This window comes from Mycolicibacterium rutilum, assembly GCF_900108565.1.
Lineage (GTDB): Bacteria > Actinomycetota > Actinomycetes > Mycobacteriales > Mycobacteriaceae > Mycobacterium > Mycobacterium rutilum.
In genome coordinates this window covers 3,763,413-3,778,304 of the sequence record NZ_LT629971.1, presented here as the reverse complement: position 1 = coordinate 3,778,304, position 14,892 = coordinate 3,763,413, and the positions used below count along the sequence as shown (strand labels likewise).

The 14,892-nt window shown below is 70.9% G+C and carries 13 protein-coding genes; all 13 read right to left on the bottom strand.

What is annotated here, in order from left to right; all coding sequences use genetic code 11:
- Positions 1–248 precede the first annotated feature (248 nt).
- The gene (locus tag BLW81_RS18310; RefSeq protein WP_067215360.1) at positions 249–539 is read right to left on the bottom strand and encodes a YggT family protein; all 291 of its coding nucleotides are present in this window, start codon (positions 537–539) and stop codon (positions 249–251) included.
- Between the two features lie 107 nt (positions 540–646).
- Positions 647–1,291: a cell division protein SepF gene (locus BLW81_RS18305; protein WP_083408404.1), complete on the bottom strand. Its 645-nt coding sequence runs from the start codon at positions 1,289–1,291 to the stop codon at positions 647–649.
- Positions 1,292–1,304: 13 nt separating this feature from the next.
- On the bottom strand, positions 1,305–2,108 hold the full coding sequence (locus BLW81_RS18300; RefSeq protein ID WP_083408403.1) for a YggS family pyridoxal phosphate-dependent enzyme: 804 nt from the start codon (positions 2,106–2,108) through the stop codon (positions 1,305–1,307).
- On the bottom strand, positions 2,105–2,821 hold the full coding sequence (pgeF, locus tag BLW81_RS18295) for a peptidoglycan editing factor PgeF (protein ID WP_173839642.1): 717 nt from the start codon (positions 2,819–2,821) through the stop codon (positions 2,105–2,107). The genes BLW81_RS18300 and pgeF overlap by 4 nt, the downstream gene beginning before the upstream one ends.
- 22 nt (positions 2,822–2,843) lie before the next feature.
- Positions 2,844–4,007 (bottom strand): cell division protein FtsZ, encoded by a 1,164-nt coding sequence (ftsZ, locus tag BLW81_RS18290; RefSeq protein ID WP_083408401.1) that lies wholly within the window; start codon positions 4,005–4,007, stop codon positions 2,844–2,846.
- Between the two features lie 194 nt (positions 4,008–4,201).
- Positions 4,202–5,125: a cell division protein FtsQ/DivIB gene (locus BLW81_RS18285; RefSeq protein ID WP_083408400.1), complete on the bottom strand. Its 924-nt coding sequence runs from the start codon at positions 5,123–5,125 to the stop codon at positions 4,202–4,204.
- Entirely contained in the window at positions 5,122–6,573 is a 1,452-nt protein-coding gene (gene murC, locus BLW81_RS18280) for a UDP-N-acetylmuramate--L-alanine ligase (RefSeq protein ID WP_083408399.1), read from the bottom strand. Before murC ends, BLW81_RS18285 begins: the two co-directional genes overlap by 4 nt.
- Positions 6,570–7,736 (bottom strand): undecaprenyldiphospho-muramoylpentapeptide beta-N-acetylglucosaminyltransferase, encoded by a 1,167-nt coding sequence (murG, locus tag BLW81_RS18275; protein ID WP_083408398.1) that lies wholly within the window; start codon positions 7,734–7,736, stop codon positions 6,570–6,572. Before murG ends, murC begins: the two co-directional genes overlap by 4 nt.
- Positions 7,733–9,289, bottom strand: a complete 1,557-nt coding sequence (ftsW, locus tag BLW81_RS18270) for a putative lipid II flippase FtsW (RefSeq protein WP_083408397.1) — start codon at positions 9,287–9,289, stop codon at positions 7,733–7,735. Before ftsW ends, murG begins: the two co-directional genes overlap by 4 nt.
- Positions 9,290–9,292: 3 nt before the next feature.
- Positions 9,293–10,747, bottom strand: coding sequence for a UDP-N-acetylmuramoyl-L-alanine--D-glutamate ligase (gene murD, locus BLW81_RS18265; RefSeq protein WP_083408396.1), 1,455 nt, complete (start codon positions 10,745–10,747; stop codon positions 9,293–9,295).
- Between the two features lies 1 nt (position 10,748).
- On the bottom strand, positions 10,749–11,828 hold the full coding sequence (mraY, locus tag BLW81_RS18260; RefSeq protein WP_083408395.1) for a phospho-N-acetylmuramoyl-pentapeptide-transferase: 1,080 nt from the start codon (positions 11,826–11,828) through the stop codon (positions 10,749–10,751).
- On the bottom strand, positions 11,825–13,333 hold the full coding sequence (locus BLW81_RS18255; protein WP_083408394.1) for a UDP-N-acetylmuramoyl-tripeptide--D-alanyl-D-alanine ligase: 1,509 nt from the start codon (positions 13,331–13,333) through the stop codon (positions 11,825–11,827). The genes mraY and BLW81_RS18255 overlap by 4 nt, the downstream gene beginning before the upstream one ends.
- The gene (locus BLW81_RS18250; RefSeq protein ID WP_083408393.1) at positions 13,330–14,853 is read right to left on the bottom strand and encodes a UDP-N-acetylmuramoyl-L-alanyl-D-glutamate--2,6-diaminopimelate ligase; all 1,524 of its coding nucleotides are present in this window, start codon (positions 14,851–14,853) and stop codon (positions 13,330–13,332) included. The genes BLW81_RS18255 and BLW81_RS18250 overlap by 4 nt, the downstream gene beginning before the upstream one ends.
- Positions 14,854–14,892 lie beyond the last annotated feature (39 nt).

Sequence of the window (14,892 nt, the reverse complement as noted above, 5' to 3'; positions counted from 1 at the left end):
TCGCCCCCTTGAAGTCTGGACCGTCAACCGATCTCAAAGTGTAAAGCCTTGTTGGAACGTAACTGGCGTCCATCCTGTCACACCAGCCGCGGCCGTAGCAGAAGAGGTTGAAATTAAGACCGAATTTCAATCATGCGGGGACGCCCGGACTCGATTTCTGCGCTCATTTGAAGGGTGTGAACCCGCCCCGGCAAACAGCAGTTTTGCGCAACCCGGCCGATACGGATCCCGCGCTGCGGCGGGCGTTTTCAGGCGGCCGCGCCGAACGCCAGCTGCATCCCGATGAACGCGACGAGCAGCAGCACCATGATCGACAGGTCGAACCGCACCGCACCGATGGTGAGCTGGGGAATGAGCCGGCGCAGCAGTTTCACCGGCGGGTCGGTCACCGTCATGATCACCTCGAGGATCACCACCGTCGCGCCCTTCGGGTGCCAGTCCCGGGAGAACGAACGGATGAACTCGACCACTACCCGGGCGATCAGCAGTAGCCAGAATACGAACAGGGCGAAGCCCAGGATCTCGAAGAAGAGCGACAACGACAGCCGTCCTCACTGCGGGGCAGAGGTGTGACATTGGATACAGGGGTCAGCGCCCGAGCTGTTCAGCTCGAGCGCGACGCCAGCCTACCTGTCCCCGGTGAGACCTACTGATAGGCGTAGAAGCCGGCTTCGGCGATGCGCCGCCGCTCCTCGGCGGTGACGTCGATGTCGGCCGGTGACAGCAGGAACACCTTGGTCGCGACCTTGTCGAACGACCCGCGCAGGGCGAAGGCGAGGCCGGCGGCGAAGTCCACCAGCCGCTTGGCGTCGGCGTTGTCCATCGAGACCAGGTCCATGATCACCGGGGTGCCGTCGCGGAACCGCTCACCGATAGTGCGGGCCTCGCTGTAGTCCTTGGGGCGCAGCGTGGTGATCTTCGACAGCGGGCTGCCGGCCTCGAACAGCTCGGCCATCCGGCGCGGATCCATCGCCAACGCGCCACGGGTCGCGCCGCGCATCGCGCCGAACCGGGGCGCGGGCCGCTCGAACTCGCGCGGCACGCGCATCCGCGGCTCGAACCGCTCGTCGGCGTAGCCGCCGCGGTAACCGGCCGGCGGTTCGTCGTATTCGCGGTCGTCGAACCGCGAGCTCGGCGCACCCCGATCGAGGTAACCGTCGTCGTCGAAGTCGCGACCACGACGCGAGTACCCCCGCGAGGCGCCGCGATCGTCGTCCTCGTAGTACTCGTCGTCGTAGTCATCCATCGGGGCCATACCGAAGTAGGCCTTGACCTTGTGAAGTGTGCTCATCGCTCGACCCTTCTCATGACCTGGACTGTGGTGTCTGTGATGAAGATGTGACTGGAGTGACTACTTCTGGTGACGGTAGAGGACGTTGCCCCAATAACGCGGTACCGACACGCACACACGTCGAGCCGTGTTTCACCGCGAGTTCAAGATCGCTGGACATCCCCGCCGACAGCTCAAGCCGCTGGTCGTAGTCGTGTTGCAGCCGTTGATGTTCGGCCTGCAACCGGGCGAACGCCGCGTCCGCGTCGGAGCCCAGCGGCGGAATCGCCATCACCCCGGCGAGCCGCAATCCGGCCGCATCGTGCGCGGTTGCGCACAGGTCGTCGACGGCGCGCGGGTCGTCGATGTCGACGCCGCCGCGGTTCTCGTCGGCGTCCAGGCTCAACTGGATGTAGACCCGCAGCGGTTCGGAGCGCCGCCCCTCGTCGAGGGCCTCGCGGGCGGCGCGGTCGAGGGCCGCGAGCAGCTTGGCGCTGTCGACCGAGTGCGCGGCGTAGGCCCAGCCCGCCACTGCGCGCGCTTTATTGCGTTGAATACGACCGATCATGTGCCAGCGAATCGGCGCGATATCGGTTAATTCGGCGATTTCTTTGGCCTTATTCGACGCCTCCTGCTCGCGGGATTCGCCAAAAGCCGGGCACCCTAAACGGCGCAAAACAATGACATCGGCGGCCGGAAAGAATTTCGTCACCGGCAGCAGTTCGATTTCGTCGACAGCGCGTCCGGCGGCCTCCGCGGCAGCGGCCAGTCGCTCGCGCACGGCCGCCAGATTCTCGGCCAGTTCACGTTCCCGGGACGTCGACACGGTGTCTGTCACTCCATCCACACCAGTGACGCCAGCCGTCCGGTCGGCGCGCCGCGGCGATGGCTGAACAGATTGACGTCGGCGACAGTGCAGCGCGGGTCGACGTCGATCGCGGTGACGCCCAAAGTTGTTAGCTGCCTTGCGATCCCGGCTCGCAGATCGAGGCCGGGAGTGCCCTTGGCCGTCGTCGTGCGGCTTCCGGGCAGCGCCGACTCCACCCCGGCCGCCATCGCCGCGGGCACCTCGTAGTTGCGGCCGCTGACCGCCGGTCCGAGCAGCGCCGAGATGTCCTCGACGCGCGCCCCCAGCGACTGCATCGCCTCGACCGTGCGCACGACGATGCCGTTCTGCGCGCCCACCCGGCCGGCGTGCGCACCGGCCACCACGCCGGCGCGCGCATCGGCCAACAAAACCGGAACACAATCGGCGGTCACCACCGCTAAAGCCAAACGTCGCCTGGTGGTCACCAAAGCGTCGGTTTTGTCGATCGGATCCCCGCCGGCTTTCCAGCTGTCGTCGATGACGGCGACGTTGCTGCTGTGCACCTGATTCATCCACACGATCCCGTCGGCACCCAGCCCGATCGCCTCGCCGAGCCGCTTGCGGTTGGCCGCGACGGCGGCCGGATCGTCACCGACGTGGTCGCCGAGGTTGAAGCTGTCGTACGGCGACGCGGAGACGCCGCCGGCCCGCGTCGTGGTCACGCGCCGTATGCGAACCGTCACGGTCGCCAGTATCGCCGCTCGATCAGTGGCGCATGAACGGCGGCACGTCGACGTCGTCGTCGGAGATGCCGCCGTCGTCACCACCGATGCTGACCGTCGCGCCGTTGGTGTGCACCGGGACGCTGGCCGGGTCGGCGCTGTCGAACAGCGAGGTGGCGACCTTGCCCGCCCGCCCGGGAGCGATGCCTTGCCCCTGCGCTTGTCCCTCGGCGGGGCTGACCACCGGCTTGCGGCTCGGTCCGGCGGAGTCGAAGCCCGCGGCGATCACGGTCACGCGGACCTCGTCGCCGAGCGAGTCGTCGATCACGGTGCCGAAGATGATGTTCGCGTCCGGGTGCGCGGCGTCCTGCACCAGCGACGCGGCCTCGTTGATCTCGAACAGCCCGAGGTCACTGCCGCCGGCGACCGAGAGCAGCACGCCTTGCGCACCTTCCATCGACGCTTCGAGCAGCGGCGAGTTGATCGCGATCTCGGCGGCCTTGAGCGCACGCCCGTCGCCGCGCGCCGAGCCGATGCCCATCAGCGCGGTGCCCGCGCCGCTCATCACACCCTTGACGTCGGCGAAGTCGACGTTGATCAGGCCCGGGGTGGTGATCAGGTCGGTGATGCCCTGCACGCCGTTGAGCAGTACCTCGTCGGCGCTGCGGAACGCGTCCATCAGCGAGACCGCGGCGTCGCCCATCTGCAACAGCCGGTCGTTCGGGATCACGATGAGCGTGTCGCAGCTCTCCCGCAACGCCTGGATGCCGTTCTCGGCCTGGTTGCTGCGCCGCTTGCCCTCGAAGGAGAACGGTCGCGTCACCACGCCTACGGTCAGGGCGCCGAGCTTGCGGGCGATCGAGGCCACGACCGGCGCGCCGCCGGTGCCCGTGCCGCCACCCTCGCCGGCGGTGACGAACACCATGTCGGCTCCGCGCAGGAGTTCCTCGATGTCGTCCTTGGCGTCTTCTGCGGCCTTGCGCCCGACCTCGGGGTCGGCGCCCGCGCCGAGACCACGGGTCGAGTCGCGACCGACGTCGAGCTTCACATCGGCGTCGCTCATCAACAACGCCTGCGCGTCGGTGTTGATGGCGATGAACTCCACGCCCTTGAGGCCCTGCTCGATCATCCGGTTGACAGCGTTGACGCCGCCACCGCCGATGCCGACCACCTTGATGACGGCGAGGTAGTTATGTGGGGGGGTCATCGCGTTCGCCCTTCCTCCCAGGTTGCCTGACGACACGCCGACTGCTGTTTGGCAAACCCTAAACCTCAACCAGAGGGTTATAGTTATGTCAAGTTGTTCAGCGCAACCAGAACGCTAAGGCGAGGTCGCGGGCTAGCCATGCAGGCGCGCCGACACGCGCGCGGATTTTTTCGCGCAACTTTTCTGTGCGCGGCTCACTTCACCGTCGGCAGGTCCGGACTGGACACGTCGTAGGTCCGGCCCGGCTGGGTGAGCAGCGCGCCGAGCTTGACGGCCTTCTCCTCGGTGCGGTCGGTGGTACCCCACACGACCTGCCTGCCGTCGACGAGTTGCAGGGTGATGGCCGCGACCGAGGGCGCCGCGATCCTGGCGACCTGCGCGGCGACCTCGGGCCGCAGCGACGTCATCACCTGCAGCGCCGCCTTGGTCGGCGGATCGTTGGGGCCCGGGGTGTCGGCGTCGAGGTACGGCACGCCCTGGGGCGGCACCCCGATCGCGAAGTCGACGCCGTCGCGGTCGAACAGGTGCGGCCCGTCCGGATAGTCCTTGACCACCACCGGCACGCGTTCGACGACGGTGATCCGCAGCGTCGAGGGGTACTGCCGCTGCACCCGTGCGCTGGCGACCCGCCGGATCGCCGCCACCCGTTCGGCGACCGTGTCGGTGTTGACCTGCAGCAGCGGGGTGCCCGGCGCGACGGCCGCGGCGGCGACGATCTCCTCCTGCGGCACCGCGCCCAGCCCGGTGACGACGGTGTCGCGCACCGACATGATCGGCGTGAAGTACAGCAGCAGCCCGATGCCCACGACCAGCACGCTGATCAGCGCCGTCCACATCAGCACCTTGAGTCCCCGGACCGCACCGCGGCGGGGCTTGGTCGACTCGCCCGCCGGCTTGCCGAGCACCTTGCGCTTGGCCTCGCGCCGGGCCTGCTCGATCGCCATGGCCCGCGCCTGCGCGGCGCGGCGTTCCTCGCGCTCACGGCGCGCCCGTCGCCGCGGGCCCTCGAAATCGGTTGCAACGGAAGCTGTTTCGGTGGTTTCTGTGGCTTCGGCGGTTTCGGGGGTTTCGTCGGTCTGATCCGGCGGGGTCTCGGGGCTCTCGGTCGGCTCGGTCATCGCGCCCCCGGACGGCCGGGCGCGCTGCGGTTGGCCTTGTCCCGCAGCGCGGTCAGGATCTCCGCCCCGAGCATCGTCACGTCACCGGCGCCCATGGTGACGACGACGTCGTTGGGTTCGGCGACCGCAGCTACCTGCGTGGCGACGGCGGAGAAGTCGGGCAGGTAGGTGACCGGGGCGCTGACGTGTTCGACGATGGTCCGGCCGCTGACCCCGGCGATGGGTTGTTCGCGCGCCGCATAGACGTCGAGCACGAAGACCTCGTCGGCGGCGCTCAGCGCGACACCGAATTCCCGCGCGAAAACCTCTGTGCGCGAATACAAATGCGGCTGGAAGACGACGATCGCCCGGCCCCCGGACTCCTGCGCAAGGGTACGGACGGCGGTCAACGCCGCGGCCACCTTCGTCGGGTGGTGCGCGTAATCGTCGAAGACCCGCACGCCGACCGCCGTGCCGACCAGCTCGAAGCGGCGCCGCACGCCCTCGAACGACGCCAGCGCGTCGAGCACCGCGTCGGCCGGCGCGCCGACCTCCAGCGCGGCCAGCAGCGCCGCGAGCGCATTGAGCGCCATGTGCCTGCCCGGCACGGCCAGCCGCATGGTGCGCGGCTGCGACTCCCCCGCCAGCTGCACCGTGGCCACCGCCTCGGTGCCGTGCTGCTCCCAGTCGACGAGCCTGCCCGCCAGGCCGTCGCCGCTGCTCCCGTAGCGCAGCACCCGGATCCCCAGCGCCGCAGTGCGTTCGGCGAGCGCCGCCGCACCCGGGTCGTCGACGCACGCCACCAGCGCACCGCCGGGGCGCACGCGTTCCATGAACGCGTCGAACACCTCGACGTAGGCCTGCTCGGTGCCGAAGTAGTCGAGATGGTCCGCCTCGACGTTGGTCACCACCGCAATGTCGGGGGTGTACTCGAGCAACGAGCCGTCGCTCTCGTCGGCCTCGGCGACGAAATAGTCACCGCTGCCGTGATGGGCGTTGGTGCCCGCAGCACCGAGCTCGCCGCCGACGGCGAACGACGGGTCGAATCCGCTGTGCTGCAACGCCACGATCAACATCGACGTCGTGGTGGTCTTGCCGGCCGTCCCGGTCACCATCAACGTGGTGTCACCGGTCATCAGCTTGGCCAGCACGACCGGGCGCAGGATCACCGGGATGCCGCGCCGCCTGGCCTCGACCAGTTCGGGGTTGGTCTTCGGGATGGCGGCGTAGGTCGTGACGACTGCGGTCGGCCCGCCCGGCAGCAGGTCCAGCGAGGAGGCGTCGTGCCCGATGCGGATCGCCGCGCCACGTGCCCGCAGCGCGGCCACCGCCCGCGACTCCTTGGCGTCGGACCCCGACACCGCGCCGCCCCGGTCGAGCAGAATGCGCGCGATGCCCGACATGCCCGCCCCGCCGATGCCGACCATGTGCACCCGCTGCAACTCCTCAGGCAACGAATTGCTGGTCACGACAACCGCTTCCGGCCCGCGGTGCGGGCGACGTCCAGCGCGATCTCGGCGACGCGCTGCGCGGCGTCGCGGTGCCCGGCCATCGCGGCGGCCGCGGTCATGGCCTGCAGCCGGTCGCTGTCGGTCATCAGGTTCACCACGGTGTCGGCGACGAACGCCGGCGACAAGTCCGCGTCGTCGACCAGCACTCCCCCGCCGGCGTTGACCACCGGCAGCGCGTTGAGCCGCTGTTCGCCGTTACCGATCGGCAGTGGCACGTACACCGCGGGCAGGCCGATCGCGGTCAGCTCCGCGACCGTCATCGCCCCGGACCGGCAGATCGCCAGGTCGGCGGCCGCATAGGCGAGATCCATCCGGTTCAGATACGGCACCGCCAGGTATGGCGGGTCGCCGTCGGCGGGTTCAGGCAGGTCCAGCGTGTTCTTCGGCCCGTGCGCGTGCAGCACCGAGATACCTTCAGCCGCAAGGTCTTTGGCGGCCGCGGCGACCGCTCGGTTGAGCGACTGCGCCCCCTGCGACCCGCCGAACACCAACAGCACCCGCGCGTCGGGCGCAAACCCGAAATGCGCACGGGCCTCCGCCCGCAGTGCCGCGCGATCCAGCGCCGTGATCGCCGCCCGCACCGGGACGCCGACCACCTCGACCTTGCCGAGGCCCGGGTCGGCGACCGCCGAGAGCACCCGCTGCGCCGAGCGCGCGCCGAGGCGGTTGGCCCAGCCCGCGCTGGCGTTGGCCTCGTGCACCACCACCGGCACCCGCCTGCCGCGCCGCCGGCTGCGGGAGGCCAGGTAGGCCGGCACCGCGACGTACCCGCCGAAGCCGACGATCACGTCCGCCTCGACGTCGTCGAGCACCGCGCGGGTTTGGCGCACCGCGCGTCGCACCCGCGCGGGCAGCCGCAGCAGGTCACCGGTGAGCTTGCGTGGCAGCGGTACCGGGGTGATCAGCTCGAGGTGATATCCGCGCTCGGGCACCAGCCGGGTCTCCAGGCCACGCTCGGTGCCCAGCGCGGTGATCCGTACCTGCGGGTCGAGTGCGATCAAAGCGTCGGCCACCGCCATCGCTGGTTCGACGTGACCTGCGGTGCCCCCGCCGGCAAGGACGACACTTACCCCCCGGTCGCTACGCCGCCCGACGGATCGGGACACCCCGCGATCGTTCACCCGTAACGCTGACCTTCCAATGTCCGCCGCCCGCTTCCGTCCGTTCGGCCGCCTCCATGATGCCTTGAGGCCCGAACCGGCCTGCCACCCGTCTGGGGTTTGCGGCGGCTGCCCGACGGCTGCTGACGCGCGGGCTTGGCCTGCTGCTTGCCGGCGGCGCGGGCCGTCGGCTTACCGGTCCGCGGGCGCTTCTTCGGATCGGCCGCGCGGGCCCGCTTGGGTTGGCGGGTCCGCAGCCGGTCGCGCAGCGCCTCGGTACGGGTCGGCACGTAGGGCGCGGGCAGCGGAAGCCGCAGCAGCCGGTTCACCCGGTCGTCGCGACCGGCCCGCAGCGCCGCCACCGCTTCGGGTTCGTGCCGCGCCGCGTTGGCCATGATGCCGATGATCAACAGCGTTGTCGCCGTTGACGTTCCACCCGCCGAGATCAACGGCAACTGCAGCCCGGTGACGGGAAGCAGACCCACGACGTAGCCGACGTTGATGAAGACCTGCCCCATGATCCACAGGGTCGTGGTCGCGGTCAGCAGCCGCAGGAACGGATCGGCCGAACGGCGTGCGATCCGCATCCCGGTGTAGGCGAACAGGCCGAACAGGCACAGCAGCCCGGCCGCTCCGATGAAGCCCAGTTCCTCGCCGATGATCGCGAAGATGAAGTCGTTGTGGGCGTTGGGCAGATAGTTCCACTTGGCCGCGCCCTGACCGAGGCCGTCGCCGAACACGCCGCCGTTGGCGAGCGCGAAGCGGGCCTGGCGGGCCTGGTACCCCGACCCCTGGGCGTCGGCGCTCGGATTGAGCCAGGACTGCACCCGCGCCGACCGGTAGCCCTCCGCCATGGCCAACACCGCCGCCGACACGATCACCATGAACAGCGACGACACGAACACCCGCAGCGGCAGGCCGGCGTACCACAGCAGGCCGAGCAGGATGATGCCCATCGACACGGTCTGGCCGAGGTCGGGCTGGGCGACGATGAGCGCCAGCGCGATGAACGCCGCGGGCACCAGCGGGATCAGCATCTCCCGCAGCGATGCGCGTTCCATGCGGCGCGCGGCCAGCAGATGCGCACCCCAGATCGCGAACGCGATCTTCGCCAGTTCCGAGGGCTGCATGGAGAACCCGGCGACCACGAACCAGCCGCGCGACCCGTTGGCCACCGTGCCGATGCCGGGGATCAACACCAACACCAGCAGCACGATCGTGACCGCGAACCCGGTGAACGCCAGGCTGCGCATCACCTGCACAGGGACGCGCATCGCGACGTAGAAGCCGATCAGGCCGATGACCGTCCAGAGCACCTGCTTGCCGAACACCGCCCACGGCGTGCCGTCCTGGTCGTAGGAGTAGACACCGGACGCCGACAGCACCATCGTCAGGCCGAGCGTGATGAGCAGCGCCACCACGGCGATGATGAGGTGAAACGAGGTCATCGGGCGGTTCAGCCAGGTGCCGAACCGAGTGCGCGGGCCGCGCGGTTCCGACGGCGGCGCCTTCTCGGGACCCTCTGCTTCGGCGCCTGCTCTGCGCAGCCGCAGCCGGGTCACGATGGTGCTCACTGGCTACCGACTCAGGTCGCGCACGGCGTCGGCGAACGCGTCGCCGCGATGGCTGTAGCCGCTGAACTGGTCGAACGACGCACCAGCCGGCGCCAGCAATACCGTGTCCCCCGGCCGGGCGAGGTCACGGGCGGCGCCGACGACGGCGCTCATGATCGCGTGGCCGGAAGCCTCGCCGTCAACTCTGATCACATTAGTAACAGGACTAACTTGCGACCCAATTGTCCCTTGCACCCCAAAATCCTCCCCCGCCACAACCTCGATGACGGGGACATCCGGGGCGTGTCGCAATAACGCCTCGGCGATCAGGGCCCGGTCGCGGCCGATCAACACCGCGCCGACCAGGCGATTCGCCTCCGCGGCGAGCAGGTCGTCGACCGAGGCGCCCTTGAGCATGCCGCCGGCCACCCAGACCACCCGCGGGTAGGCGGCGATCGACGACTGCGCGGCATGCGGGTTGGTCGCCTTGGAATCGTCGACGTAGGTGACGCCGTCCACCACACCGACGACCTCGGCGCGGTGCCTGCCGACGCGGAAGGCGCCCAGCGCCTCGGCGATCGCCTCGGGTGGAACGTCGACCGCGCGGGCGAGCGCGGCGGCGGCGAGCGCGTCGAGCACCCCGACGGCCCCGGCGACGGGGATCGTCGCGGCGTCGGCCAGCGCGATCCCGTCGGCGAACGCGCGGTCGACCAGGGCGCCGTCGACGACGCCGAGTTCGCCGGCGGCGGGCTCGCCCAGCCGGAACCCCACGCGGGTGGGCGCCGCGGCGGTGTCGAGCAGGCCGGCGGCCACCGGGTCGTCGAGCCCGGCGACGGCGACCCGCCCGTCGAGCACGCGCGCCTTGTCGCGGGCGTAGGCGGCCATCGACCCGTGCCAGTCGAGGTGGTCCTCGGCGACGTTGAGCACCACCCCGGCGTCCGGGCGCAGCGACGGCGCCCAGTGCAGCTGGAAGCTCGACAGCTCGACGGCGAGCAGGTCCGAGGGTTCGGGCAGCACGTCGAGCACCGGGTTGCCGATGTTGCCGCACAACACCGCCCGCCGGCCCGCGGCCACCAGCATCGCGTGCAGCATCGACGTCGTCGTGGTCTTGCCGTTGGTGCCGGTGACCACCAGCCAGCGCCGCGGCGGTCCGAACCAGCCTGCCGCGTCGAGCCGCCACGCCAGTTCCACGTCGCCCCAGATCGGCACGCCCGCGGCGGCCGCGGCGGCCAGCACCGGGGTGGTCGGCGCGAAACCCGGGCTGGTGACGACGAGCGCGTAGTCGCCGATCGTCGCCTCCGCCTCGGCGGTGGTGACGACGGTGGCGGGGGTGATCAGCCGCTGCAGGGCCAGCGGATCGTCGTCGCAGATGGTCAGCCGCACGCCGGTGGGCTCCAGGACGGCGCTGACCGAGCGGCCGGTCAGGCCGGCGCCGGTCACCAGCACGCGGGCGCCGGGCCGAAGCGGCGGGACCTCCATGTCAGGCACCGACCGTGGTCAGCCATTCGCTGTAGAACAGGGCGACGCCCAGACCGCAGGCGATCGCGGTCAGCAGCCAGAACCGGATGATCACCGTCGTCTCGGCCCAGCCGACCAGCTCGAAGTGGTGGTGGAACGGCGCCATCCGGAACACCCGCCTACCGGTGGTGCGGAACGCCAGGATCTGCACGACGACCGAGACCACCTCGGCGACGAACAGGGCGCCGAGCACGACGGCCAGCATCTCGGTGCGGCTGGCCACCGACAGGCCGGCGATGATGCCGCCCAGCGCCAGCGAACCGGTGTCGCCCATGAAGATCTTGGCGGGGGCGGCGTTCCACCACAGGAAGCCGATGCACGCGCCGGCCGTCGCGGCGGCGATGATCGCCAGGTCCAGCGGGTCGCGCACGTTGTAGCAACCCAGTCCGGGGTCGGTGGCGCAGGCATTGCGGAACTGCCAGAACGTGATCAGCACGTAGGCCGCGCACACCATCGCCATCGCGCCGGCGGCCAGCCCGTCCAGCCCGTCGGTGAAGTTCACCGCGTTCGACCACGCGCTGACCAGGACGATGCAGAACAGCACGAACAGCGCGGGCGGCAGCGTGACCGTGGCGATCTCGCGCACATACGACAGTTCGGGGCTGCCCGGGGTCAGCCCGTCGGCGTTGCGGAACTGCAGCGCCAGCACCGCGAAGATGACCGCGGCGGCCAGGATACCGATGGTCTTGGCGGTCTTGTTCAGCCCGAGATTGCGCGCCCGGCGCAGTTTGATCAGGTCGTCGATGAAGCCGACCACCCCCAGCGCGGTGGCCAGGAACAGCACCAGCAGGCCCGAGGCCGACGGCCCCCTGCCGTCGATCACCACGCCGACCAGATGCGTGCCCAGATAGCTGGCCCAGATGCCGGCGACGATCGCGACCCCGCCCATCGACGGGGTGCCGCGCTTCTTGTGGTGGCTCGGCGGCCCGTCCTCGCGGATCTCGTGGCCGAAGCCCTGCCGGGTGAACAGCCGGATCAGCATCGGGGTGAGCAGGATCGAGACCGTCAGCGCGATGCCGACGGCGATGAGGATCTGCCTCATGCGGGCGGGATCCGATCCTCGTCGGCTGGTGAGTCGGCCAGCGCGTCGGCCAGCGCGCCCAGCCCGGCGGCGTTGGAGGCCTTCACCAGCACCACATCCCCGGGCTGCAGTTCGGCGCGCAGCAACTGCAGCGCGGCGTCGGCGTCGGCGACCATGGTGGCCTCGGGCCCCCACGAGCCTTCCATCACGGCGCCGTGGTGCATGGCGCTCATAGTCCTCCCGGTTCCGACGACGACCAGTCGAGAGACATCTAAGCGCACGGCCAGTCGGCCGATGTTGTCATGCTCGGTTATCGCGTCGTCGCCGAGTTCGGCCATCTCGCCGAGCACCGCCCAGCTGCGGCGCCGGGCACCTCCCTCGCGGGCCATCCAGGCCAGCGCCTTGAGGCCCGCGCGCATCGAGTCGGGGTTGGCGTTGTAGGCGTCGTTGATCACCGTGACGCCGTCGGCGCGGGTGCTGACCGCCATCCGGTGCCTCGACACCGGCCCGGCGGTGGCCAGCGCGGCCGCCACCTGCTCGACGGTCGCGCCGCACTCGAGCGCCACGGCAGCCGCGCACAGCGCGTTGGAGACCTGGTGGTCGCCGTGCACCGCCAGCGCGACGTCGGCCTGCTCGGTGCCGGCGTGCAACGTGAAGCGCGGCCGGGCCAGTTCGTCGAGCGTCACCGCGTCGGCCCACACGTCGACCCGCTCCGCCGGTTCCCGCGCCACCCGCACCACGCGCGCCGCGGTCAGCTCCGCCATCGCCGCGACCGCGCTGTCGTCGACATTGAGCACCACCGCGCCGGTCTCCGGAACGGATTGCGGCAGTTCGCCTTTCGTCGCCGCGATGGCTTCGCGTGAGCCGAACTCGCCGAGGTGGGCGGTGCCCACGTTGAGCACGACGGCGATCGACGGCGGCGCGATGGCGGCCAGCGCGGCGATGTTGCCGCGGTGCCGCGCCGACATCTCGAGCACCAGATAGTCGGTGGCGCGCGTCGCACGCAGCACCGTCCACGGGTGGCCGAGTTCGTTGTTGAACGACCCCGGCGGTGCGACCACGTCGCCGAGCGGGGCAAGCACCGCGGCGACCAGGTCCTTGGTCGACGTCTTGCCCGACGACCCGGTGATCCCGATGATCGTCAGCCCGCCCGCGACCAGTTCGGCGGCCACCGCGGCGGCCAGCTTGGCCAGCGCGTTCAGCACCGCGGCGCCCGACCCGTCGGTGTCGTGCTCGAGCACCCCGGCGCCGCTCTGCGTGGGTGTCGGTTCGACGACGACGGCGGGCACGCCCACCGGTCGCGCCGCCAGCACCGCCGCGGCGCCGGCCTCGACCGCGGTGGCGGCGAAGTCGTGCCCGTCGGAGCGGGCGCCGGGCAGCGCCAGGAACAGCCCGCCCGGGGTGGTCGCCCGCGAGTCGAATTCGACGGTGCCGGTGATCCGGGTCGCGGCGGCCTGTTCGGGGCTGATGTCGACGAGCCGGCCTCCGACGATCTCGGCGATCTGGGCGAGCGTGAAGTCGATCATGCGTGGTGTCCTGCCGCCTCGAGGGCGCCGGCCAACTCGATCCGGTCGTCGAACGGGCGGGTCTGCCCGCCCGCGGTCTGCCCGGCCTCGTGCCCTTTACCCGCAACCAGCACGACGTCGCCCGGTTGCGCCCATCCGACGGCGTGCTCGATCGCCGCGCGCCGGTCGCCGATCTCGATGATGTCGGCACCGCCGACCGCACCGGCGACGATCGCGGCCCGGATCGCGGCCGGGTCCTCGTCGCGCGGGTTGTCGTCGGTGACGACGACCAGGTCGGCCAGGTCGGCGGCGACGCGTCCCATCGGCGCCCGCTTGCCCGGGTCGCGGTTGCCGCCCGCGCCGAACACCACCGCGAGGCGGCCCTGTCCGCCGAGCTGCGCCCGCAGCGTCTCCAGCACGGCCTGCAGCGCGCCGGGTTTGTGTGCGTAGTCGACCAGCGCCAGGAACGGCTGGCCGCAGTCGACGGTCTCGAGGCGGCCGGGCACCGTCGCGGTGCACAACCCGGGCGCGGCCTGTTCCGGGGACACCCCGACCGCGTCCAGCAAGGCGGTCGCCAGCAGGCAGTTGGCCACGTTGTAGCCGCCCGGCAGCCCGATCCGCAGCGCGTGGTGCACACCGGCGGGGTCGACGGCGGAGAACTCCTGGGCGCCGCGCTCGGCGGTGCGGACCTCCTCGATGCGCCAGTCGGCGGCCTGTCCCGTCGCGCTGACCGTGACCGGGGACTCGGCCAGCCTGGCCATCTCGCGGCCGGCGTCGTCGTCGACGCACACCACCGAAAGCTCGGCGCGCGTGGGTGATTGCGGGTGGAACAGCCGCGCCTTGGCGTCGAAGTAGTCGCGCATCGTCGGGTGGAAGTCGAGGTGGTCGCGCGACAGGTTGGTGAAGCCGCCGACTGCGAACCGCACGCCGTCGACGCGGCCCAGCGACAGTGCGTGGCTGGACACCTCCATCACCACGGTGTCGACGCCCTGTTCGACCATCGCTGCCAGCAGCCCCTGCAGGTCAGGTGCCTCCGGCGTGGTGAGCGCGCTGGTCTGGTCCCGGCCGGCCACCCGGATGCCGACCGTGCCGATCAGGCCGGCCACCCGCCCGGCCGCCCGCAGCCCCGCCTCGACGAGGTAGGTGGTGGTGGTCTTGCCGGAGGTTCCGGTCACCCCGATGACCCGCAGGTGCTCGGAGGGCCGCCCGTAGACCGTGGCGGCCACCTCGCCGAGCACCGACCGCGGCGCCGGGTGCACGAGCACCGGCACGGAGTCGGCGCCGACGCGGGCCTGCCCCTCGGGATCGGTGAGCACCGCGACCGCGCCGCGGTCCACGGCGTCGCGGGCGAACTCGGCGCCGTGCGCGGCGGCCCCGGGCAGCGCGGCGAACAGATCCCCCGGCGCGACGTCCTGACTGCGCAGCGTGACCCCGGTGACGCGCAGGTCGGGCAGCCCGCCGCCTCCGGTCGGCACCGCGCCGACCTGCTCGGCCAGCGCTGCGAGCGCACTGCCGGCGGGGTGGCTTGGTCGCAGGTTCATGGCGTTGACACAGTACCGGCCGGTCGCGGCCGGCCCGAT

What these genes read in the sequence shown, in the direction of transcription:
- murD (WP_083408396.1), bottom strand. Translation starts at nt 10,747, where the DNA reads ATGGAGGTCCCGCCGCTTCGGCCCGGCGCCCGCGTGCTGGTGACCGGC.
- BLW81_RS18250 (WP_083408393.1), bottom strand. Translation starts at nt 14,853, where the DNA reads ATGAACCTGCGACCAAGCCACCCCGCCGGCAGTGCGCTCGCAGCGCTG.
- BLW81_RS18255 (WP_083408394.1), bottom strand. Translation starts at nt 13,333, where the DNA reads ATGATCGACTTCACGCTCGCCCAGATCGCCGAGATCGTCGGAGGCCGG.
- ftsZ (WP_083408401.1), bottom strand. Translation starts at nt 4,007, where the DNA reads ATGACCCCCCCACATAACTACCTCGCCGTCATCAAGGTGGTCGGCATC.
- BLW81_RS18285 (WP_083408400.1), bottom strand. Translation starts at nt 5,125, where the DNA reads ATGACCGAGCCGACCGAGAGCCCCGAGACCCCGCCGGATCAGACCGAC.
- mraY (WP_083408395.1), bottom strand. Translation starts at nt 11,828, where the DNA reads ATGAGGCAGATCCTCATCGCCGTCGGCATCGCGCTGACGGTCTCGATC.
- BLW81_RS18305 (WP_083408404.1), bottom strand. Translation starts at nt 1,291, where the DNA reads ATGAGCACACTTCACAAGGTCAAGGCCTACTTCGGTATGGCCCCGATG.